Here is a 20,930-nt window from a genome sequence, read left to right as displayed (position 1 = left end):
GGACGGGAGGGGTGTGCGCCCGTCGTGCGTGCCTGTCGGTGCGTGCGTGGCCGGTAATAGGGCATCGCGGGGGCGGCCGACGCGGCGACACTGGCGTCCGGTGCGGCGAATGGGGACGCGATGGGGGACGCGCGGGAGAGCGTGCGGAAGGTCGAGCGGGGGCGCGGCGGGCCGGACTGCCCGGTGCGCCGTGGCGCGGACGGCACCTGGGAGGTCCGTGGGTACGCGGCCGCCCGTGAGGTGCTGCGCGCCACGGACACGGTGCAGGCCGGACTCGGCATCGAGACCGTGGAGAAGCTGCCGGCGCGCATCCGCCGTCCCGTGCTCTACCAGGACGGTCCCGGACACCGCGAACAGCGGCGGCAGACCGCCCGGTTCTTCACGCCACGGCACGTGGACGAGCACTACCGCGAGCTGATGACTCGGGTCGCCGAGGAGCAGACGGCGGCTCTCCGGGCCGCCGGTACGGCACAGCTGTCCGACCTGGGCTTCACCATGGCGGTCGAGGTGGTGAGCGACATTCTCGGACTCACCCACAGCCGCCCGGGTCTGAAGTCCAGGCTGGAGCGCTTCTTCCCCGAGGAGTTCGGGCAGCCGGGGCTGACCAGCCTCCGGGGTCTCTACTGGCTGCTGCGCCAGAACACGAACTGGCTGCGCATCCATCTCGCCGACGTCCGCCCGGCGATCCGTGCGCACCAGAAGCGGGAGCGGGACGACCTGATCTCCCATCTGTTGGCCGAGGGATGCTCGGGCGCGGAGATCCTCGGTGAGTGCCTGACGTACGCGGCGGCGGGCATGGTCACCACCCGTGAGTTCATCTGCGTCGCCGCCTGGCATCTGTTCGACGACCCGGAGCTGCTCGGCCGGTACCGCGCGGCCGAGGAGCCGGAGCGGCTGGATCTGCTCCGGGAGATCCTGCGGCTCGAGCCCGTCGTGGGACGCCTGTCCCGCCGGGCCACCGCGCCGATGCGGGTCGGTGAGGCGTCGATCGGCGCCGGTGAGCTGCTCACGGTCTTCGTCGACGAGGCCAACGCGGACCCGGACGTCGTGGGCCGCGACCCGGACCTGCTGCGGCCCGGCCGGTTGCGGGACCTGGGGCCGGGGCCGGCGGGGTTCGCCTTCGGCGACGGCGCCCACCGATGTCCGGGCGCCGCTGTCGCCGTCCTGGAGGCGGACGTCCTGCTCAGTCGGCTCTTCGCGCTGGACGGTCTCCGGATGACCGGCAGGCCGCGGGTGTCGTTCAAGGACGAGATCGGCGGCTACGAGATCCGGGAACTGACGGTGACCGTGCCGAGGTCGGCGAAGTGAGCCGCCACCCTCAGCGCATCGCGGAGTTCGGGCGCGCCTGAGCCCGCCGGGCGTTGTTGTAGGCGCGCAGGAGGTGCTTGGAGACGGCACAGGGCGACATGTCGAAGTGGCACTGACGGCAGGTGCGTACGTGCTCCTCATAGGCGGTACGGGATTCTTGCAGGGCGTCCTCAAGCGAGGGCATGGGGTCCTCCGAACGAAGCGACGGTTACCCGGGGGCCTTAGCTACTCACCAGTAGGGCCCGCGTCAAGAGGATTGCATCATGTTACTTACGGTAGCGGAAAATACGATTCCGGCCGTTTCCGAGAAGAGGAGGCCCCGGCCGGGGCACCATGACGGCGCGGGAATCACACACCACCACGAAGGGAACCGGCTTGGTCGGCGAGGACGGCGGGCAGCGTGCGGCGCGGGTGTTCGACGCGCTGGGGCCCGTGTACGAGAAGGCGTTCGCGCACTCGGATGCGCACCGCAGATCCCTGGAGTGGCTGCTGGGGCGGCTCGCCCCGGGCGGTCGGGTGCTGGACGTCGGCAGCGGGACGGGGCGGCCGACGGCCGAGACCCTCGTCCGGGCGGGCCACCACGTGCTGGGCATCGACGTCTCCCCCGTCATGGTGGAGCTGGCCGCCCGGCAGGTGCCCGACGCGGAGTTCCGGTGTCTCGACGCACGTGAACTTCCGCTGGAAGAAAGCTCGTTGGACGCGGTCTGCGTGTACTTCTCGCTGCTTCAGCTGGACCGGGCGCAGCAGTCCGAGCTGATCGGGCGGCTGGCCCGGGCGCTCCGGCCGGGAGGCAGTCTCGCGCTCGCCACCGTGCCGCTGGACGTGGTGGGGGTCGACGCCGTGTTCATGGGGCAGCCCGTGCGGGTGACCAGCTTCGCCGGCGAGGATCTCGTCGACGTGGTCACCGGGGCCGGTCTGACCGTGCTGGCCGAGGAGAACGTGCTGTTCACCCCCGACCATCCCGAGGCCGTGCCGGAGCCCCACCTCTTCCTCCACTGCGGCAGGCAGTAGGCCCGCTCGGGCCTCCCGGCTCTCTCAGGCGTCCTTACGGGCGGTGAGCGCCAGGACCAGCGCCGCCGAGCCCGTGCCCAGCAGCGCTCCGGCCACGACATCGCCCGGGTAGTGCACCCCGGTGTGGACCCGCGAGTAGCCCACCGCGCAGGCGAGCAGGCCCAGCGGCACCGCGGAGACCGGCAGGGTCGGACCGACCGCGGCCGCGAAGGCGACGGCCGAGGCGGTGTGCCCGGACGGGAAGGACGCCGAGTGCGGCATCGGCACGTGCCGCCCCGGGAACGGCGAGTCCTCGGCGCGGTGCGGTCGCGGGCGGCGTACGAGCTGCTTGCCCAGCAGGTTCGCGGTCGCCGAGGCGACGCCGATGGCCGCGACACCGAGCGCCGCGGCGCGACGCGGGCGGCCGCCGCGCAGGGCGAGCGCGGCGGCGACCGCGAAGGACAGCTTGGAGTGGTCGGCGGCCGCGGACAGCCGGCGCAGCGCGCTGTCCAGGGTGGGCGTTCTGGTCACACTGACCGTCTCGTACAGGGCCTGGTCCATGGTCGCGAGGTCACGGACCAGATGCGAGGTGGGGAGCTTCGGCAGACGGTCAGACATCGTAGGCCTCCTTGATCGTGCGAGGGTCGGGATGGCCGAGCGCGAGGCGGACGATGCGCCGCCAGTCGACCGTGGGGGGCGCGTAGGCCGCGCCCGGGCGGTGCCGGGGCACCCGGACCCGCAGTGCGGCGGGCCGTACCGTGCACACGACGGGGGTGGCCAGTTCGAGTGCCTCGCCGTCGACGGCCACCGCGATGCGCTCGCGGTCCGCCTCGACGACGACGCGCCGGGACGTCACCGAGGTGATGCTGCCCGCGCGCTCGCCGAGCAGCGCGAGTTCGGCGGCCTGGGCCGCGCCCTCCACCCGGACGCCGATCACCCCGAGCAGTCCGGCGTCCAGCCGGGGCCGGCGTCCGCCGCCGAGCGGGTCGGCGCGGGCGTAGGCGTTGTTGCTGACCAGGAGGGCCTGCGGCGCGTGCACATGGGTGTCGTCCGTCTGGACGTCCAGGGTCGGGCCGGCCTCGCCCTGAAGCAGGTCGGGCAGATGGTCGAGTGCGGTGGCGGCCTTGGCGTCGCGGTAGTCGGGGCTCTGCACTATCTCCGCGTACGCCCCGAACGAGACGGTGTTGACGAAGGCCCGTCCGCCGACGTCCCCGAGGTCCACGCGGAGTTCGACGCCGTTGGTGAGGGCGTCGAGGCTGCGCGTGGGGTCGGTGCGGTCGAGGCCGAGGTCCATGGCGAAGTGGTTGCGGGTGCCGGCGGCGATCACCAGGAAGGGCACGTCGTGTTCGGCGGCGACGGCCGCGACCAGTGCCTGGGTGCCGTCACCGCCCGCGACACCGAGCAGGTCCGCGCCCTCGGCGATGGCCTGTCGGGCCTCCGCCGCCGGGTCGGTGTAGGCGTCGTCGGCGCCGAGCACGACCACCCGGGCGCCGAGCGCCTCGGCACGCTCGACGAGGCCGTGCTTGACGACCTTGCCGCCGCCCGAGCGCACGTTCATGATCAGGACCGGTCGGCGCGGCGGCGGGGTCTTCCGGCCGTGCATGCCCTTGGGACGGCGCACGCTGCGCAGCGAGGCCCGCGCCGAGGCCAGGGCCCCCGCCCACAGCGCGAGCGCGCCCACCGCCACCGGCCACAGGCCGGACAAGGCGTACATCACCACCACGCCGACCGGGGCGGTGACGGCCACCAGCCCCCCGAGCAGCCGGGCTCCGCCCCGGTGCGCCAGCATCCACCACACGCCCGCCCCCGCCAGCGCGAGGAGGACGAACCCGATGAACAGAACCAGCCAGCCGCCGGATCCCGCACCCGCCATCACCACCGCGACACAGGCGGCGACCAGCACCAGGGCGAGCCGCGCCCAGCCCCGCGCGCGGGCGACGGCGTCCCGCTGCGCCGGGCCGATGTGCGGCAGCGACCATTTCTTCCCACGTGTCTCGTTCACCGTGCGCCCGCCATGCTCCGAGGCCCCCTCTTGTGCGTCGACAGCGCCGACGATCTCGATCAATTGTCCATGGCGCAGCACCCGGATGTGACCGAGGTCCCGGTGCCGGTGTCCGTGCCGGTGCCCGTGTCGGTGTCGAGACGGCAGAAGCAGGACGCCCGGACGGGTACGTCGGCCAGGGCGGTGGCGAACTTCAGCTGCTGGGCCACGATCCGCGCCTCGGCCTCCTTGCCCAGCCGGACCAGGCACTCGTGGTAGCCGTGCAGGGACCACACGTTGCCGGGGTGCTGGGACGGGCGGGGCAGTGTGTCGTCCAGTCCGAGGTCCGCGCGGTAGACCGCCTCGGCCTCCTCGATCCGCCCCTGCTCCAGCAGCAGGGCGCCGTACGCGTGCCGGGTGGGCTGCATCCAGCCCCAGGGTTCGTCGTAGGGGAGGCGGTCGTCCAGTTCGACGGACCGCTCCAGGGCGGCGAAGGCGAGGTCGTGGTTGCCCTTGCGGTACTCCAGTTCGCCGTCGAGCATCGCGGACGCGATCGCGAGGATGTCCCGGCAGGTGTTGTTGAACAGCATCCGGGTCTCGGGCACCCGGTCGGCCGCCGAGCGGAACAGGGCGCGCTCGGCCTCGGCCTCGGAGGCCCGGCCGGTGGCGGAGAGCGCGACACCGCGGGCGTAGTGGCGCATCGCGGTGGTCACGCTGTGCAGGACCGGGTCGGCGGGCGGCGGCACGTCGAGGACGTCCTGCCAGCGGCCGAAGCGGATCAGCACATGGAACCGCATGGTGCGGAACGCCTCCAGCCAGTCGGCCATGGGCGGGCTCTGCACCCGCAGCAGCCCCTCCGGGATGGAGGCTTCGAGACGTTCCGCGGTCTCCAGCGCGGTCCGGTACTGGCCCAGGAACATCGCGCCGTAGATCTTGAAGTGGTAGTCGTGCGAGCGGTACAGCGTGTAGAAGTTCATCGCGCCGGAGCGCGTCCGGTACTTCTCGTCGGCGGCGATCGCGGCGGTGTTGTCCGTGACGACGCGCCGGTAGTCGCCGCACAGCACGTCGAGGTGCGAGGGCATGTGCTGGAGGTGACCGGCGTCGGGCACCAGGCCGCGCAGCCGGTCGGCGACCTGGAGGGCGGCCTCGGGAGTGGGCGACATCTCCATGAGGTGGATGTAGAAGTGCAGGACGCCCGGATGTACGGCCGCGGCCCCGTCGGCCAGCGCACGGTCGAGCACCGCCTTCGCCTCCGTTGTGCGGGCGCCCTCGGCGGGCCGGCCCTTGCGCAGGTCCCACAGCTGCCAGGGGGTGAGGTTCATCAGGGCGTCGGCGTACAGGGCGGCGACGTCGAGGTCGTCGGGGGCGAGTTCGTGGACCGCCCGCATGGCGTCGGCGTAGGGCTCGTTCCACACCGAGCAGTCCTCGGCGGGGCGGGTCTGCGGGTAGCGGGCGCGCAGCGCGCCGATCAGGGCCCGTTCGACGGGGGTAGCGGCGGCCTCGGCCTTCCGGTGGGCGAGTTCGACCGCGTCGTGCGTACGGGCGACGGTCCGTGCGAGGTCCTGGTCGTCGAAGAACTCCCAGGGTTTGTTGTAGTTGGGGCCGAGCGCGTAGGCGATGCCCCAGTGGGCCATGGCGCAGTCGGGGTCGGCGCGGACCGCTGCCTCGAAGCAGGCGACGGCCTCCTCGTGGTGGAAGGCGTACGACCAGACCAGTCCGCGGTCGAACCACAGTTGGGCCTCGGCGGACGAGGTCGTCACGGACCGGCCGTGCGTGCCGAGGTCGTAGTACTCCCCGGACGTCGCGTACTCCGTGTGCTGTGTGGACGCCGTGTGCTCCATGGGTCTCCCATCGTCGCGCGCGCTTCGAACGACGTATACCGCGCGGTCCGGCGCGGGGGCGGTGGCTCGGGTGCGGGAGCACCCGTACGGGGGCGCGGGGACTCATGGGTCGCACCGAGGGCCCGTCGGCAGTCCGACGGGCCCTCGGTGGAGTGGCTGAATCCCAGTACGGAATCCCAGTACGGAATCTCAGTACTTGCGGCGTGCGTTCCGGAACAGAACGCCGAAGCCGGCGATCACCAGCAGCCCGCCGGCGGCCGCGGGCCAGAGGTTGGCGCCGGTCTCGGCCAGACCGCCCTGGACCGCCTGGGGTTCGGTCCCGCCCGGGATGGTCGTGTCGGCACCCGTGCCGGCCGGGGTCTGCGACTGCTCGGGCGTGGCCGCGGGGGCGGCGGTCGCCGGGGAGCCGATCTCGCCGCCCGAACCGGCGGCGGGCGCCGAGGTGGCCGCCTTGGCCGACGGCTTCGTGTAGACGCGGGGGTCGGTGGTCACGGCGGCGCCACCGGAACCGTTGTCGCCCGCGTCGGGCTCGGTGTTGTCGGCGGGTTCGGTGGTCGCGGGCGCCTCGGGGGCCTGCGACGGCTCCTGCGTGCCCTCGTCGGAACCGTTGTCGTCGCCGTTGCCGGCGTTTCCATTGCCGTTTCCGGCGTTTCCGTCGTCGCCGGAACCGTTGTCGTCGCCGTTGCCGACACCGCCGTTGTCGTCGCCGTTGCCGGCACCGCCGTTGTTGCCGCCGTTGTTGCCGTCACCGTTGCCGGCGCCGTCGTCGGAGCCCGGGTCGGTGCCGGCGCCGCAGGTGCGGCCGTCGTTGATGCAGTCGACCATCTCGCCCATCAGGTCTTCGTCGAAGACGTTGATGAAGTCGCCGTGGTCGGTCACCGGCTTGTGCAGCTGCTCCGGGAAGGAGTCCACCGCGAACAACGGAGTGGTCTTGCCACCGTCCTGGAGGCTCGGCGCGTCGACGTCGTACACGATGCGCTGCACCAGCTGCGGAACGGCCTTGAAGCCGTTCGGGCAGGTGCCGTCGGCGGCGGCGAAGGCCACGTGGGTGCGGTGGTTGGCGCTGTCGATGTTGCTGCCGTCCCAGCAGCTCTGGAAACGGAAGGTGCGCACCACGTCGCTGCCGGACGGGCAGATCGGGTACTTGTCCTTCAGCTGCCGGTCCTCGAAGCCGGTGCAGCTCCAGGACGCGTTGGCGTTGGCCGTGCCGTTGACGAAGGCCTTGGCGTCGCCGGTGATGACCCGGAGCAGCCGGGGCATGGCGGTGACCTTCTCACGCGGGTTGCCGACGAAGGTCAGGGTGACCTCCTTGGGCGTGACGATCTCGCCGGCGTTGCCCTCGATGCCACCGCCGGGCTTCTGCGCGTCCTGCTCCTGGTTGCCGTTCTGAAGGCGCAGCACGGGCCAGTAGTAGGTGGACTTGTCGCCCTGGTCGACGCAGCTCGTGTCGGCGTTCGCCAGGTCGTCGTCGGAGGCGAAGGCGTCGTTGGACTGGTTGCCGACGTAGTCGTGGAAGTGGTGGGCGCCGTTGGTGACGCCCGGGGCGACGATCACGTTGTCGGAGTTGAACAAGCCGTTCGCGTTCACTCCGCAGCTGGTGGCGAAGGTGCCGCGGGAGGGGCCGGAGCTGGGATCCGGGGTCTGCTGCGTCGGCTGGACGGCGTTGATGTCGGCGTAGTCCGCGGCGACGGGGCCGTTTCCGGCCTGACCGCCGTTGCCCTGCTGACCCTCGTCGCCCTGCTGGTCGCCGCCGCCGTTCTGGTCGTCGCCCGCCTGGTCGCCGTTCTGGTTCTCGTCGCCGTTGCCGTCGGCGCCTTCGTCGGCCTGGTCGTCGTTGGCGCGCAGGGTGCAGGCGGCGAGGTCCTCCAGGCCCTCGGGGCGGTCACCGGCCCGGTCGATGGCCTCCGCGATGCGCTGGATCGTCGCGCCGCGCTTCTCCTTCAACGGGTTCATGACCGCGTTGTCGGCGAAGTCGGCGTCCTGTCGCACCGACTCCGCCGACTCCTGGAGTTGGCGGTAGGCGGCGGCGATCTGCTCGTCCAGCTGGGCGAGTTCGCCGTCGACCTCGGCCGAGGCCTGGTCCGGGACGGTGGTCAGTTTGTCGCCGACGTCCGGGCAGTCGATGGTGACGGCGCTGTTGCCGCCCTGTCCGGAGTTGCCGTCGGAGCCGTCTTCGGTGGCCGAGGCATAGACGTTCACCCCCATCAGCCCACCGCCGCCGATGATGAGCGCCAGCGCCGCGAAAGTCGCGCGTCGCCCGCCCGTCTGGCGTCTGCGCCTGTTCTGTACCAAGGAGTGCTCCTACGCGTCGTCGGCGGCCATGGGCATGAGATCCCCCGGCCCTATACGCAAGCGGACGCAGGAGTGTTCAACCGCACCACGAATTCATAGCAAGATCTCAGGCGGACGCCGTGTCCTGCGCGTTCGTGGCGGTCTGCCGTCGGTGGCGGCCCCGCTCGTGCAGCAGGCCGAGGACGATGGCGGCGGCCACCGCGATGAGGTGTTCGCCGCCGGCGAGGTTGGGCTTGGCGATCGACTCGAACACCATCGAACCGCCGGTGAGCGTGAACACGATGGGCGCGCGGCGGACGACCGAGAGATAGGTGAACAGTCCGACGACGGCTGCGGACGGGCCGGTGTCGAGCACCTGTCCGACCTCGGGCGGCAGTCCGAGGCCCCACCATCCCGGCCCCATCGCCAGCATCACCCGCACCGTGAGGGTGCCGGCCAGGGTGGACGCGTAGGCGATCAGCAGGGTCCTGCGGCGGCCGAGGGCGAGTTCGGCCAGGGCGAAGGCGAGGAACAGCTGGGTGATGCCGGCCCACACCGGCAGATCGAGGGCCGGGACGTACAGGGAGACCGGGGTGCGCAGCAGGGCGAGCCACAGCGGCAGGTCGCCCTGCACCCCGCCGAGAACGCGCACCACCGTCTCGCCCAGGGGGTGCTGGGCAATGGCGTGGAAGAAGATCACGCCCGCGCAGGCCACGAAGGCCAGCAGCAGCGCGGCGGGCCCGCGTCGGCGCAACTGCCGCAGGGGGTCGACGACGATGCCGTACCACTCACCCCGCAGCGTCCGGCCGACGAAGCAGGCGGCACGGGCGAGCGCGCCACCGCGCGGCCCACCCTCGGAACGGCCGGCGCGCGGCTCGTCCCCGGCACGGCTTTCGCGAGGCCGCTCCACGTCCGGACGCAGGATGCTCAAGGTCTCCCCCAAACACTCGTCGCATGATGTCTCATACGATTCACGCTCTGGAGGACGCAAAGCCGGCCTGCGAGGATCACTCCCGCACAGGCCGTCTACCTCACATTTCGGCCAGGCCCCGGTCGGGGACGGCCGGGAGATCCGGGGGAGGCGCGCGGGGCGGCAGGCCACCGGTGCGCTCGATGACACCCGGTCACGTCACCGTAACTCAAGTGGGTTAATGTCACTTCTGTGGAACGCACTGACCAGCGGAACATGACCCCGGCCAGGTTACGTCGCACAGCGGGCCCGACCGGCCCCGGCGCCCCCGGCCCCCGCCCGCCCCGGACGACCGCCGCGTGAACCGATCGTCGCCCGTCGAGGCCCGCCCCACCGCCGAACCCGTACCGACCCTGCTCGCCGACGGTCTGCTCACCGAACGGCTCGCCCTGGCCGCACCGGAGAACACCAGGGTCGTGGTCGCCGACTACGAGATCCCGCCGGGCCACTCGCTGCCCTGGCACTACCACGAGGGCCGGGTCGTCGCCGTGGTGACTGCGGGCGTCCTGACCCGGACCCTGGCGGACGGATCCGAGTGCGTGACACCCACCGGCGGATGCATCGTCGAACCGGTGGGGCCGCGGGGCGTGCACATGGCGGAGAACCGGGAGCCGGAACCGCTGCGCATCTGCGCCCTGTTCTTCCTTCCGCAGGGCAGTCCGCTGTCTACGCGCGCAGAACCGCCCGCCCGGGTCGCGTACCGCTGACGCTCGGCGTGCCTCGTCCAGGTCAGAGTTGCGGCCTGGGGCCCGTCTCCTGGAACGGGAACGACTGCTCGGCGCCCGGCAGCGTGGGCTTGGGCAGGGTGGCGACCTCCTCCTTCGCCTTCAGCAGCTGCTCCGCCGTGTCGTCGGGCAGCGTCGGCGCGAGCGGACTGGTGGACGCGAAGCGGAAGGCGGAGGTGAGGTCACCGAAGGCGCTGCGCCGCCAGTCGCTGATGTTGGGTTCCATGACCCCCGTAAGTCTCTCCAGGAACCGCAGGGTCGAGGTGTGGTCGAAGGACTCCGTGGCCACCCAGCCGCCCACGGTCCAGGGCGAGACGACGATGGCGGGGACCCGGAAGCCGCCGCCGATCGGCAGCCCGCCGACGAACTCGCCGGGCGTGCCCACGGGCGGGGTCGGCGGCGGCACATGGTCGAACAGGCCGTCGTTCTCGTCGTAGTTGAGGATGAACGCGGTCTTGCGCCAGACCTCGGGGTTGGCCGCGATGGCCTCGAGCTTGGAGGCGACGAAGTCCGCGCCGGCCGCCGGCAGGTAGTCGGGGTGCTCCGACTGGTGCCCCGGTGGCACCAGCCAGGACACGGTCGGCAGCCGGTCGGCCCGGGCGTCGTCCTCGAAGGTGCCCTCCGGCTGCGGCCGGACGCCCCGCTCGTACAGCTCGGAGCCCGGTCGCGCGTTCCTGAACGTGTCGAACTGCTCCAGCAGGTTGCAGCCGTAGTCGTCCTCCTGCTGGTACACCTTCCAGTCGACCCCGGCCGCCTGGAGCCGCTCGGCGTAGGTCGTCCAGCTGAACGGCGTCGGGGCGGAGTTGCGGACGGCGGGCCCGCCCTGGGCGCCGTCGGGGTCGATGGTGCCGGTCATCCACATCAGGCGGTTCGGCCAGGTCGGGCCGAGGACCGAGCAGAAGTAGTGGTCGCAGACGGTGAAGGTCTCGGCGAGGGCGAACTGGAACGGAATGTCCTCGCGGGTGTGGTAGCCCATGACGTAGGGGGCGTTGTCGCCGTCGGCCGTGCGGTGGGCAGACAGCCAGCGGTCCATCCGGCCGCCGTTCCACGCCTCGTGCTGCACCGACCAGGCGTGGCTCGTGGACGGGATGGCCTGGGCGCTGGAGGTATGGGTGTCTAGGTGGAAGGGCAGCAGGTAGCCCGCGGGGTTCTCGGCGTCGGGCTGGTAGAAGACGGAACGGCCGGTCTCGAGGGTGAGCGCGTCGGGGTCGGCGAAGCCGCGCACACCGGACAGGGTGCCGAAGTAGTGGTCGAAGGAGCGGTTCTCCTGCATCAACAGGACGACGTGTTCGACATCGGCGAGTGAGCCACGGCGGGACGGTCCGGCCGCGACGGCCTTCTGCACGCTCGGCGGGAGGAGGGAGAGAGCTGCGGCGGCGCCCAGCGCGCCCGCGGTCGAGCCCAGAAGTCTGCGACGGGTCAACTCGGCCATGTGTGGTGCCCCTTGGTGAGCGGAGGAAGTGGAACCGGAGAAGCGGGGAAGCGGGGAAGCGGGGAAGCGGGGAAGCGGGGAAGCGGGGAAGTAGCGGCCGCGGGGAGATAGCGGAGGCGGAGAAGTCGCGGAAGCGGAGGAAGTCGCGGAAGCCGGTGGACCTTGCGGAGGCGGAGAAGTCACGGAAGCCGGTGGACCTTGCGGAGGGGAGAAGTCACGGAAGCCGGTGGACCTTGCGGAGGCGGAGAAGTCGCGGAAGCCGGTGGATCTTGCGGAGGCGGAGAAGTCGCGGAAGCGGGAAGCAGAGAAAGGCGGCGGCCCGTGCCCCGTGCGCAACGGGCGCCCGGTTCGCTCTCCGCCCGCCCGGGCCGGAACGCGGAGATCGCGGCCGCGGCACCGAACGGACCGTCCGTCAGACGGCTTGCGGCGCGGGGGCGTTCAGGTCCACAGATCCCCGCTGTCGGCCACCCTCGCCCCCATGTTGCGCTCCATCATCACCAGCGCCGCGTCCGCGAGATCGGCGTGGATGTGGGCGACGGCGTCCCGGGGGACGGTCACGTCGAAGTGGCGGATGTGGGCGTCGAGGGCCGAGTACAGGACGCACTGCTCGGTGACCTGTCCGCACAGGACGAGGTGGTCGATGCCCTCCTGATGGAGCAGGTAGGACAGCGGGGTCTCGAAGAAGATCGAGTGCCGTGCCTTGACGACGAAGAGCGAGCCCTCGTCGGGCATCAGCGGTTCGACCAGTCCGGCGTGCGGGCCGGAGAGGGCCTTGTCGAGAAGTTCGCCGTGGTGGGAGCGCCACTGGCCGAAGTTGTCGTTGACGTAGACGACGGCTTCGCCGGCGCGGCGGGCCCGGTCGAGGAGACCGGCGGCCACCGGGACCACCTTGCGGGCCGACGGCAGGAGCAGGTCGGCATCCGGGTGGTCGTAGGTGTTGATCATGTCGATGACGATCAGCGCGGTCTTGCTCATGCCGCTATGGATTCCCAGCGGAGCGTGAATATGACGGCACGTCACTCGTCCGCGCGACGTCGCGCGAGAGAGCGGCCGGGGTCCCTGTCCGGGACCCCGGCCGCTCTGCTGTCTCGGGTCGGCGCCGCTCAGCCCTGCCGGGCCGACGCCGGCCTCATCGCGCCTCTCGGAAGGAGACGTGCCGTCCGGCGACGGGGTCGTACTTGCGCAGGACCAGCCGGTCGGCGTCGTTGCGACGGTTCTTGCGCGTCACGTAGGTGACACCGGTTCCGGCGGTGGACCTGAGGGTGATGACGGGGCGCGCCGTACTGCGGGCCATGGGGACCTCCTCTCACACCGACTCGCACCAACTGATCGGTGCATGTCAGTCACGCGCTACAACAGGGGGCGGGGCCGGGACATTCCCCGGCAGCGGCCGCCCTGGCGGCGAATCTCGGTGGCGGGGGCCACGACCTCCTCGGTTACAGTGCTCCGCCGGTATCGCGCCGGCGTCGAGAGGAGACACAGCAGTGCGCTTTGGGGCGGGGACCGTGGGGAACGTGGGGCAGGGGCTGACGCTGGCGGCCCTGTTGACGGGGCTGATGACGGGATGCGCGGCCGAGGAGGCCGACCCGGACGCCGCGTCGGGGGAGTCCGGGGCGTCGGCGACGACGACCGCGAAGGTGGCGCAGCGCGGCGGGTCCATCGGGGCCTCCGGGTCCGCCTGCGAACTTCCCGTCACCTTCGACATCGCCGAGTTCTGGAAGGCCGAGGCCGTCGACGCCGAGGGGACGAGCACCGCCACCGGCGATCTGGCCGACCTCGCCGACGCCTTCCTGCGTCAGGGCCCGGTCACCATGGCCTGCGAGGTCGACGCCAAGCCCGCGGGGAAGATCGGGTTCCTGCGCGTGTGGACCGGTGAGCCGGGCGACACCGACGCGCGGGCCGTACTGGAGGACTTCGTGGCCGCCGAGCAGGGGGCGAGCGGGGCGCGGTACAGCACGGTGAAGGCGGGCGACATCACCGGCACCGAGGTCGCGTACGTCACCACGAGCGAACTCCTCGAGGAGACGAAGAAGGAGCACGCGCTCGCCGTCACCACGTCCGAGGGTCCCGTCGTCCTGCACCTGGGCGGCATGGACACCGCGGAGCACGAGGCGATGCTCCCGGCCTACGAACTGGCCAAGAGCACCCTGCACACCACCACCGGCTGACCGTCCCGGACCCGGACCCGGCCGGACCGGACCCCGAGGCGGGCCGCGCCCCGACGCAGGCACGACCACCGTGCTCGCGCGCCCCGGTGAGCCGCCCGTCGGTGGAGAACCCGTCGAGGGCGGTCGACCGGGCCGGGGCCGGGCCGGCCGCACCCCGTGGCAGGCGCGACCACAGTGCGTTCGGCGTAGTGGCGTAACCGTCCCTCCGCGCCGTCCAGGAGCAGGCGCCCGGCAGAATCTCGCCCAGGGCGTGCCGGTCATCCCGCCCGGATCCGTTCTCTCCGAGGTCGCGCGGATGCACATCCGGCCAGGTGTGGCGCATTCTTACTGTGTCGCCCAAGCGGCGGCGCACGGACGAGGTAGGGCCGAATGACTGGGAGCGCCGGAAACGAGCGGAAGCCGTCCGGGCCACCGCCCGCGCTGCTGACCGGGACCGTGGCGGACGCGCTGCGGGCGACGGGCGGCCACACCGGTGGCGTGTACCTGTGCTCGACCACGTCCCGGCTGCTGCGCCTCGCGGTCCTCGCGGGGCTGCCCGGTCCGCTGTTCCGCCCCTGGTGGAGGGTGCACATGGACCGGCCGTTCCCGGTGGCCGACGTCTACCGGACGGGTGTGCCGGTGGTGCTGGCGAACGCCACCGAGATGATGCGCCACTATGCGCAGCTCGCGGCGGGCCTGCCCTTCCAGTTCGGTTCGCTGTACGTACCCGTCGTGGCGGACGGGCGGTCGTTCGGGGTGCTGGCCGTCCTGCGCCCGGCGGCGGCCGACGCGGCGGAGGTGCAGGCTGAGCGTGAGCGGCTGACGGCGGTGGCGGACGCGCTGGGAGCGGCCCTGCTGCGGCTGGGGGCGGACGGCGGTGCCGTCACCTGGGACGAGGAGCCGCTGTGCGTACGGCCGCCGGCCGCAGGACCGGCCCCGGGGCGCGTCGGGCGGTTCTCCTGGGACCCGGCGACCGACGTCGTCACGCTCGACGAGCAGGCACGCACCCTGCTCGGTCTGCCCCCGGACGAGTTCCCGGGCACGCTGGAAGCCCTGGCCCGGGCCGTCGACCCGACGGACGCCCACCGGCTGCCGGGCCTGCTGCACCGGACGGCCCGGGGCCGGCCGCCGCCGCTGCCGCTCCAGGTACGCACCACCGAGGGCGGGCTGCGGCTCCTCGAGCTGTGGGATGCGACGGGCGTGGCGACCGACCCGCCGGGCGATGCGCCCGCCGCGTCTTCCGCCCTGCCCCGCCCCATCGCCGGCGTCCTCCTCGATCCGGGCCCGGGCGCCCTCGCCGACGGAGCCGCCGACCTCCTCCCGGAGGGGGTGTTCTGTCTCGACCGGCTGGGGCTCGTCGTCTACGCCAATGCGCGGGCCGGGCACCTCCTGGGCGTGCCGCGGGACGAGCTGGTCGGCCGGTCGCTGTGGGAGGCCGTACCGTGGCTGAACCAGCCCACGTTCGAGGAGCATCTGCGCGGCGCCCTGCTGTCGCCGGAGCCCGCACACTTCCATGTGCGGCTTCCCGTCACCACCGACCCCCCCTCCGTCCCCCGGCCGTACGAGGGGGACTGGCTGCGCGTGTCCCTCTACCCGGGCGCGGATCTCGTCACCTGCAAGGCGGTCCCGTCGAACCGCGTGCCGAACGACACGGTCCCCGAGCCCTCGGAGGCGGACACCCCCGCCCCCGACACCACCGCCTCGCTCTACCGGCCCATCGTCCTGGCCATCGCGCTGACGGAGGCGGTGACCGCCCGCCAGGTGTCGGCCGTGGTGATGCAGGAGCTGCTGCCCGCGTTCGGCGGCCGCCGGCTCGCCATCTACCTGCTCCAGGAGCGGCACCTGTATCTGGCGTGGGAGTCCGGTTTCCCCGAAGGCTTCCTGGCCCCCTTCGAAGGGGTGGGGCTGGACGCCCGGCTGCCCGGCGTGGAGACCCTCACCACGGGCCGACCGCTCTTCTTCGACTCGATGCAGCAGCTGGCGGACGCCTATCCGGGCATCGACCTCGACGCGTCGGAGGGCGCCCGCGCCTTCCTCCCGCTGATCGCCTCGGGCCGCCCGGTCGGCTCGTGCATCCTCGGCTTCGACCGCTCACGCAGCTTCGGCTCCGAGGAACGCACGGTACTGACCGCGCTCGCCGGGCTGATCGCCCACGCGATGGAGAAGGCGCAGCGCTACGACACCGAGGCCGCCCTCGCCCGAGGGCTCCAGCAGGCCCTCCTCCCCCAGCGGCTGTCGCAGCACGCGCGCGTGGAGACCGCAGGGCGTTATCTGCCGGGCACCGAGGGCATGGACGTGGGCGGCGACTGGTACGACGTCGTGGAGGCAGGGGACGGGCTGGCCCTGGTCATCGGGGACGTACAGGGGCACGGCGTGCAGGCGGCGGCCACCATGGGACAGCTGCGCAGCGCGGTGCGGGCGTTCGCCCTGGGCGACCGGCCGCCCGAGGAGGTCATGGGCGGCACGAACCACCTGCTCATCGACCTGGACCCCGGCCAGTTCGCGAGCTGCTGCTATGTCCGGCTCGACCCGGCCACCGGTCTGGCCCGGGCGGTCCGCGCCGGGCACCTGCCGCCGCTGCTGCGCCACCCCGACGGCCGAACCGAGGTCGTGGAACTGCCCGGCGGCGTGGTGCTCGGGGTGGACCCGCGCGCCCACTACCCGGTGACGGAGCTGCGGCTGGAGCCGGGCGCGATCCTCGCCCTCTATACGGACGGGCTGGTCGAGCGTCCCGGCCACGACATCGACGACGGCATCACGGATCTGCGCCGGGCCCTGGCCGGGGCCGGGGGTCCGCCGGCCGAGACCGACACTGCCGGGCCCGCGGCCGACGCTCCTCCCGGCCGTTCCCTCGCGGACGTCGCCGACCGGCTCACCGCGACGGCCCGGCAGGCCGCGGACCGGGCGGACGACATCGCGCTGCTGCTGGCCACCCGGCGGGCGGCGGAAGTCACCCACGGCAAGCGTGCGGGACACGGTCCGTGACCGTGCGTGACGCCCCTCGCCTCGCGCGGCCCGGCAGTGTAGACATGGCACATGGTCCGACTCCTGGGGCGCTCGGATGCCCGGCCGGCCCGTCGACCCCGGAGCCTGCGGGTCCGGCGTACGCCTGAGTCCGCACTGGGCGGGCGCAGTCTCGCCGCGCAGGTGTTCGTTCTCCAAGTGGTCATCGTGCTGCTGCTGGTCGTGGCCGCCGTGGTGGCGCTGCTGCTCCAGGTGCGCCACGACACCACCCAGGAGGCCCGTAACCGCTCCGTCGCGGTCGCGCAGACCTTCGCCAACTCGCCGGGCATCGTCGAGGCGCTGAACAGCCCCAACCCGACGGCCGTGCTCCAACCCAAGGCCGAGGCCGCCCGCAAGGCCTCCGACATGGACTTCCTCGTCGTCATGAACACCGACGGCATCCGCTACACGCATCCCAAGCCGGACCGCATCGGCAAGAAGTTCGTCGGGAACTTCCAGCCGGCCCTGGACGGCGGCGTCGTGGTCGAAGAGGTCAACGGGACCATCGGCCGGCTGGTCCAGGCCGTGGTGCCCGTGAAGACGGCCGACGGGACAGTGGTCGGCCTGGTGTCGTCCGGCATCACCACCGCGCACGTCGGCGGCAACGCCGACCGGCAGCTGCCGCTCGTCCTCGGCAGCGCCGCGGTCGCCCTCGCCCTGGCCACGGCGAGCACGGCGCTGGTCAGCCGCCGTCTGCTGCGCCAGACCCACGGCCTGGGCCCGCGCGAGATGACCCGGATGTACGAGCACCACGACGCGGTCCTGCACTCCGTACGGGAAGGGGTGATCATCGTCGGCGGCGAGGGCGACCTGCTGCTCGCCAACGACGAGGCGCAGCGTCTGCTCGACCTGCCCCCGGACGCCGAACGACGCCAGGTCCTCGATCTGGGACTCGACCGGGACACCGCCGAACTGCTGGCCTCCGGGCGGATGGTCACCGACGAGGTACACCTGGTCGGGGAGCGGCTGCTGGCGATCAATCAGCGGCCCACCGACCTGGCGGGCGGACCGGCCGGCAGTGTCGCGACCCTGCGCGACTCCACGGAGCTGCGCGCCCTGTCGGGCCGGGCGGAGGCGACCCGCGAGCGCCTCGACATGCTGTACGCGGCCGGCGTGGCCATCGGGACCAGCCTGGACGTCGCCCGGACCGCCGAGGAGCTGACGGAGCTGGCCGTGCCGAGGTTCGCGGACTTCGCGACCGTGGATCTGTTCGACGCCGTCCTGGAGGGCGAGGAGCCGGGGGGCCGGGGCACGCTGCGGCGCACGGCGGTGAGCGCGATCCGCAAGGGCGCGCCGCTGTACGCGGTGGGCGAGCGGATCCGGTTCGTGGACTCCGCCCCGCAGGCACGCAGTCTCGGCGAGGCGCGGGCGGTGCTGGAGGCCCGTCTCGCCCAGGCGCCGGGCTGGCGCGCCCAGGACCTCGAACGGACCGAGCAGGTCGTGGAGTTCGGCATCCACTCGCTGATCACCGTGCCCGTGCGCGCCGGGTCCCTGATTCTGGGCGTGGTCAGTTTCTGGCGTTCGGAACGGCCCGATCCGTTCGACCCGGACGAGGTGGTGCTCGCGGAGGAGCTGGTGGCGCGGGCCGCGATCTCCATCGACAACGCGCGCCGGTTCACCCGCGAGCACGGCATGGCGGTCACCCTCCAGCGCAGCCTGCTGCCGCGCACCCTGCCCGAACAGAACGCCCTGGACATCGCCTACCGCTATCTGCCCGCGCAGGCGGGTGTGGGTGGCGACTGGTTCGACGTGCTGCCCCTGTCCGGAGCGCGGGTCGCCCTCGTCGTCGGTGACGTGGTGGGCCACGGGCTGCACGCGGCGGCCACCATGGGCCGGCTGCGCACCGCGGTGCACAACTTCTCCGCCCTGGACCTGGCCCCGGAGGAACTCCTCGGCCTGCTGGACGAGCTGGTGGCCCGCATAGACCAGGACGAGGCGGTCGCCGACGACGGCACCGACGCGCCCGTCTCCGGGGCGACCTGTCTGTACGCCATCTACGACCCGGTCTCCCGGCGCTGCACGATCGCCCGCGCCGGCCATCCGCCGCCGGCGCTGGTGCACCCCGACGGCCGGGTCGAGTACCTCGAGGTGCCCGCCGGACTCCCGCTCGGGCTGGGCGGGCTGCCGTTCGAGACGGTCGAGCTGGAGCTCGCCGAGGGCAGCTCGCTGGTGCTGTACACCGACGGGCTGGTGGAGGACCGGGAACGGGACATCGACACCGGTCTGGAGCTGCTGCGCACCGCCCTGGAGCGGGGCGCCGACGGTCCGCCGGAGGGGACCTGCCAGGCCGTCCTGGACGCCCTTCTGCCGCCCCGCCCCAACGACGACATCGCGCTGATCGTCGCGCGCACCCGGGCGCTGGGCGCCGACCGGGTCGCCGAGTGGGACGTGCCGGTGGACCCGGCGGCGGTCGGCGAGGTGCGGGCGGCCGTGGCGCGGCAGCTGGCGCGCTGGGACCTGGAGGACCTGTCCTTCACGACGGAACTGATCCTGAGCGAACTGGTCACCAACGCGATCCGCTACGGCAGCGCCCCGGTGCGCGTCCGTCTGCTGCGCGACCGCACCCTGATCTGCGAGGTCGCCGACAGCAGCAGCACGTCACCGCACCTGCGGTACGCGGCCATGACCGACGAGGGCGGCCGCGGGCTGTTCCTCGTGTCGCAGCTGACCGAACGCTGGGGCACCCGCTACACCGCCAAGGGCAAGGTCATCTGGGCCGAACAGCCGCTGCCGTGAGGCGAGTCGGCCGCCACTCCACTCATAAATGATGTTTATGAGTCCATAGACCGGACCCGCGTACCGGGTAAGGTTTGCCTTAGTTTAGGCTTCCCCCGAGTCGATCTGTCGCCACTCGAAGGGAACCTGATCATGCCCCGCCCCCTGCGGGTAGCCATTGTCGGAGCCGGCCCCGCCGGGATCTACGCCGCCGACGCGCTGCTCAAGTCCGATGTGGCCGCCGACCCGGGTGTCTCCATCGACCTCTTCGAGCGCATGCCGGCCCCGTTCGGCCTGATCCGCTACGGCGTCGCCCCGGACCACCCCCGCATCAAGGGCATCGTCAACGCCCTGCACCAGGTCCTCGACAAGCCGCAGATCCGCCTCTTCGGCAACGTCGACTACCCCACCGACATCAGCCTGGACGACCTGCGCGCCTTCTACGACGCGGTGATCTTCTCCACCGGCGCGACGGCCGACCGCGAGATGTCGATCCCCGGCATCGAGCTGGACGGCTCCTACGGCGCCGCGGACTTCGTCTCCTGGTACGACGGCCACCCGGACGTACCGCGCACCTGGCCGCTCGAGGCCGAGAAGGTCGCGGTCCTGGGAGTCGGCAACGTCGCCCTCGACGTGGCCCGCGTCCTGGCCAAGACGGCGGACGAGCTGCTGCCGACGGAGATCCCGGCCAACGTCCACGAGGGCCTGAAGGCCAACAAGGCGCTGGAGATCCACGTCTTCGGCCGCCGCGGCCCGGCGCAGGCGAAGTTCTCCCCGATGGAGCTGCGGGAGCTGGACCACTCCCCCACCATCGAGGTCATCGTCGACCCCGAGGACATCGACTACGACGACGGCTCCATCGCCACGCGGCGCGGCAACAAGCAGGCCGACATGGTCGCCAAGACGCTGGAGAACTGGGCGATCCGCGACGTCGGCGAGCGCCCGCACAAGCTGTTCCTGCACTTCTTCGAGTCGCCGGCCGAGATCCTCGGCGAGGACGGCAAGGTCGTCGGTCTGCGCACCGAGCGCACCGCCCTCGACGGCACCGGCAACGTCAAGGGCACCGGCGAGTTCAAGGACTGGGACGTCACGGCGATCTACCGCGCCGTCGGCTACCTCTCCGACAAGCTCCCGAAGCTGCCCTGGGACCTCGACTCGGGCACGGTCCCGGACGAGGGCGGCCGCGTCATACAGGAGTCCGGCGAGCACTTGCAGTCGACGTACGTCACCGGCTGGATCCGCCGCGGTCCGGTCGGCCTCATCGGCCACACCAAGGGCGACGCCAACGAGACGGTGTCGAACCTGCTGGACGACCACGCGAACGGCCGTCTGCACACGCCCGCCTCGCCCGAGCCGGCGGCCGTGGAGACGTTCCTCGCCGAGCGCGACGTCCGCTTCACCACCTGGGAGGGCTGGTACAAGCTGGACGCCGCCGAGAAGGCGCTGGGCGAGCCGCAGGGCCGCGAGCGCGTGAAGATCGTCGAGCGTGAGGACATGCTGCGGGAGAGCGGCGCGTAGTCCTGGGCGTGGGGTTCGGTCGCCACGGC

General features: G+C 72.3%; 16 protein-coding genes. 7 read left to right on the top strand and 9 right to left on the bottom strand.

From position 1 onward, the window contains the following. Positions 1–120 precede the first annotated feature (120 nt). Positions 121–1,308, top strand: a complete 1,188-nt coding sequence (locus G9272_RS40980; protein WP_171401267.1) for a cytochrome P450 — start codon at positions 121–123, stop codon at positions 1,306–1,308. Between the two features lie 10 nt (positions 1,309–1,318). Here G9272_RS40980 and G9272_RS40975 read toward each other — a convergent pair whose 3' ends face one another. Continuing rightward, on the bottom strand, positions 1,319–1,492 hold the full coding sequence (locus tag G9272_RS40975; protein ID WP_171401266.1) for a hypothetical protein: 174 nt from the start codon (positions 1,490–1,492) through the stop codon (positions 1,319–1,321). Positions 1,493–1,641: 149 nt separating this feature from the next. On the opposite strand from G9272_RS40975, the gene G9272_RS40970 reads away from it, so the two are divergent. Next, complete coding sequence (locus tag G9272_RS40970; RefSeq protein ID WP_437184346.1) at positions 1,642–2,319, top strand: class I SAM-dependent methyltransferase; 678 nt, start codon at positions 1,642–1,644, stop codon at positions 2,317–2,319. A 24-nt stretch (positions 2,320–2,343) separates the two neighbouring features. On the opposite strand, the gene G9272_RS40965 is transcribed toward G9272_RS40970, so the two are convergent. The 5 genes from G9272_RS40965 to G9272_RS40945 form a co-directional block, all read right to left on the bottom strand. After that, positions 2,344–2,916: a phosphatase PAP2 family protein gene (locus G9272_RS40965; RefSeq protein ID WP_171401264.1), complete on the bottom strand. Its 573-nt coding sequence runs from the start codon at positions 2,914–2,916 to the stop codon at positions 2,344–2,346. Beyond that, positions 2,909–4,300: a diacylglycerol/lipid kinase family protein gene (locus G9272_RS40960; protein ID WP_437184345.1), complete on the bottom strand. Its 1,392-nt coding sequence runs from the start codon at positions 4,298–4,300 to the stop codon at positions 2,909–2,911. Before G9272_RS40960 ends, G9272_RS40965 begins: the two co-directional genes overlap by 8 nt. 59 nt (positions 4,301–4,359) lie before the next feature. After that, positions 4,360–6,120 (bottom strand): tetratricopeptide repeat protein, encoded by a 1,761-nt coding sequence (locus G9272_RS40955; protein ID WP_171401263.1) that lies wholly within the window; start codon positions 6,118–6,120, stop codon positions 4,360–4,362. A 189-nt stretch (positions 6,121–6,309) separates the two neighbouring features. After that, positions 6,310–8,325: a DUF1996 domain-containing protein gene (locus G9272_RS40950; protein WP_171402389.1), complete on the bottom strand. Its 2,016-nt coding sequence runs from the start codon at positions 8,323–8,325 to the stop codon at positions 6,310–6,312. A 193-nt stretch (positions 8,326–8,518) separates the two neighbouring features. Next, positions 8,519–9,322 (bottom strand): hypothetical protein, encoded by an 804-nt coding sequence (locus G9272_RS40945; RefSeq protein WP_171401262.1) that lies wholly within the window; start codon positions 9,320–9,322, stop codon positions 8,519–8,521. Positions 9,323–9,660: 338 nt separating this feature from the next. Here G9272_RS40945 and G9272_RS40940 point away from each other — a divergent pair, with 338 nt between their 5' ends. Further along, the gene (locus tag G9272_RS40940) at positions 9,661–10,068 is read left to right on the top strand and encodes a cupin domain-containing protein (protein WP_171401261.1); all 408 of its coding nucleotides are present in this window, start codon (positions 9,661–9,663) and stop codon (positions 10,066–10,068) included. 22 nt (positions 10,069–10,090) lie between these two features. Here G9272_RS40940 and G9272_RS40935 read toward each other — a convergent pair whose 3' ends face one another. The 3 genes from G9272_RS40935 to rpmG all read right to left on the bottom strand — a co-directional run bounded on the left by G9272_RS40935 (position 10,091) and on the right by rpmG (position 12,812). Beyond that, a complete protein-coding gene (locus G9272_RS40935) occupies positions 10,091–11,518 on the bottom strand; it encodes an alkaline phosphatase family protein (protein ID WP_171401260.1) in 1,428 nt (475 codons plus the stop codon). Between the two features lie 438 nt (positions 11,519–11,956). Next, positions 11,957–12,493, bottom strand: coding sequence for a cysteine hydrolase family protein (locus G9272_RS40930; protein WP_171401259.1), 537 nt, complete (start codon positions 12,491–12,493; stop codon positions 11,957–11,959). 154 nt (positions 12,494–12,647) lie between these two features. Next, on the bottom strand, positions 12,648–12,812 hold the full coding sequence (gene rpmG / locus G9272_RS40925; RefSeq protein ID WP_020129621.1) for a 50S ribosomal protein L33: 165 nt from the start codon (positions 12,810–12,812) through the stop codon (positions 12,648–12,650). Between the two features lie 211 nt (positions 12,813–13,023). Between rpmG and G9272_RS40920 the strand changes: the two genes are divergently transcribed. The 4 genes from G9272_RS40920 to G9272_RS40905 all read left to right on the top strand — a co-directional run bounded on the left by G9272_RS40920 (position 13,024) and on the right by G9272_RS40905 (position 20,901). Beyond that, a complete protein-coding gene (locus G9272_RS40920) occupies positions 13,024–13,686 on the top strand; it encodes a lipoprotein (protein ID WP_171401258.1) in 663 nt (220 codons plus the stop codon). Positions 13,687–14,055: 369 nt separating this feature from the next. Further along, positions 14,056–16,650, top strand: coding sequence for a SpoIIE family protein phosphatase (locus G9272_RS40915; protein ID WP_171401257.1), 2,595 nt, complete (start codon positions 14,056–14,058; stop codon positions 16,648–16,650). Between the two features lie 51 nt (positions 16,651–16,701). Continuing rightward, positions 16,702–19,404 (top strand): SpoIIE family protein phosphatase/ATP-binding protein, encoded by a 2,703-nt coding sequence (locus tag G9272_RS40910; protein ID WP_171401256.1) that lies wholly within the window; start codon positions 16,702–16,704, stop codon positions 19,402–19,404. Positions 19,405–19,536: 132 nt separating this feature from the next. Continuing rightward, positions 19,537–20,901: an FAD-dependent oxidoreductase gene (locus G9272_RS40905; RefSeq protein WP_171401255.1), complete on the top strand. Its 1,365-nt coding sequence runs from the start codon at positions 19,537–19,539 to the stop codon at positions 20,899–20,901. Positions 20,902–20,930 lie beyond the last annotated feature (29 nt).

This window comes from Streptomyces asoensis (genome assembly GCF_013085465.1).
GTDB lineage: Bacteria > Actinomycetota > Actinomycetes > Streptomycetales > Streptomycetaceae > Streptomyces > Streptomyces cacaoi_A.
This window is presented reverse-complemented; position numbering and strand designations above follow the sequence as displayed.

What these genes read in the sequence shown, in the direction of transcription:
- G9272_RS40980 (WP_171401267.1), top strand. Translation starts at nt 121, where the DNA reads ATGGGGGACGCGCGGGAGAGCGTGCGGAAGGTCGAGCGGGGGCGCGGC.
- G9272_RS40975 (WP_171401266.1), bottom strand. Translation starts at nt 1,492, where the DNA reads ATGCCCTCGCTTGAGGACGCCCTGCAAGAATCCCGTACCGCCTATGAG.
- G9272_RS40970 (WP_437184346.1), top strand. Translation starts at nt 1,642, where the DNA reads ATGACGGCGCGGGAATCACACACCACCACGAAGGGAACCGGCTTGGTC.
- G9272_RS40965 (WP_171401264.1), bottom strand. Translation starts at nt 2,916, where the DNA reads ATGTCTGACCGTCTGCCGAAGCTCCCCACCTCGCATCTGGTCCGTGAC.
- G9272_RS40955 (WP_171401263.1), bottom strand. Translation starts at nt 6,120, where the DNA reads ATGGAGCACACGGCGTCCACACAGCACACGGAGTACGCGACGTCCGGG.
- G9272_RS40950 (WP_171402389.1), bottom strand. Translation starts at nt 8,325, where the DNA reads ATGGGGGTGAACGTCTATGCCTCGGCCACCGAAGACGGCTCCGACGGC.
- G9272_RS40935 (WP_171401260.1), bottom strand. Translation starts at nt 11,518, where the DNA reads ATGGCCGAGTTGACCCGTCGCAGACTTCTGGGCTCGACCGCGGGCGCG.
- G9272_RS40930 (WP_171401259.1), bottom strand. Translation starts at nt 12,493, where the DNA reads ATGAGCAAGACCGCGCTGATCGTCATCGACATGATCAACACCTACGAC.
- rpmG (WP_020129621.1), bottom strand. Translation starts at nt 12,812, where the DNA reads ATGGCCCGCAGTACGGCGCGCCCCGTCATCACCCTCAGGTCCACCGCC.
- G9272_RS40915 (WP_171401257.1), top strand. Translation starts at nt 14,056, where the DNA reads ATGACTGGGAGCGCCGGAAACGAGCGGAAGCCGTCCGGGCCACCGCCC.
- G9272_RS40910 (WP_171401256.1), top strand. Translation starts at nt 16,702, where the DNA reads ATGGTCCGACTCCTGGGGCGCTCGGATGCCCGGCCGGCCCGTCGACCC.
- G9272_RS40905 (WP_171401255.1), top strand. Translation starts at nt 19,537, where the DNA reads ATGCCCCGCCCCCTGCGGGTAGCCATTGTCGGAGCCGGCCCCGCCGGG.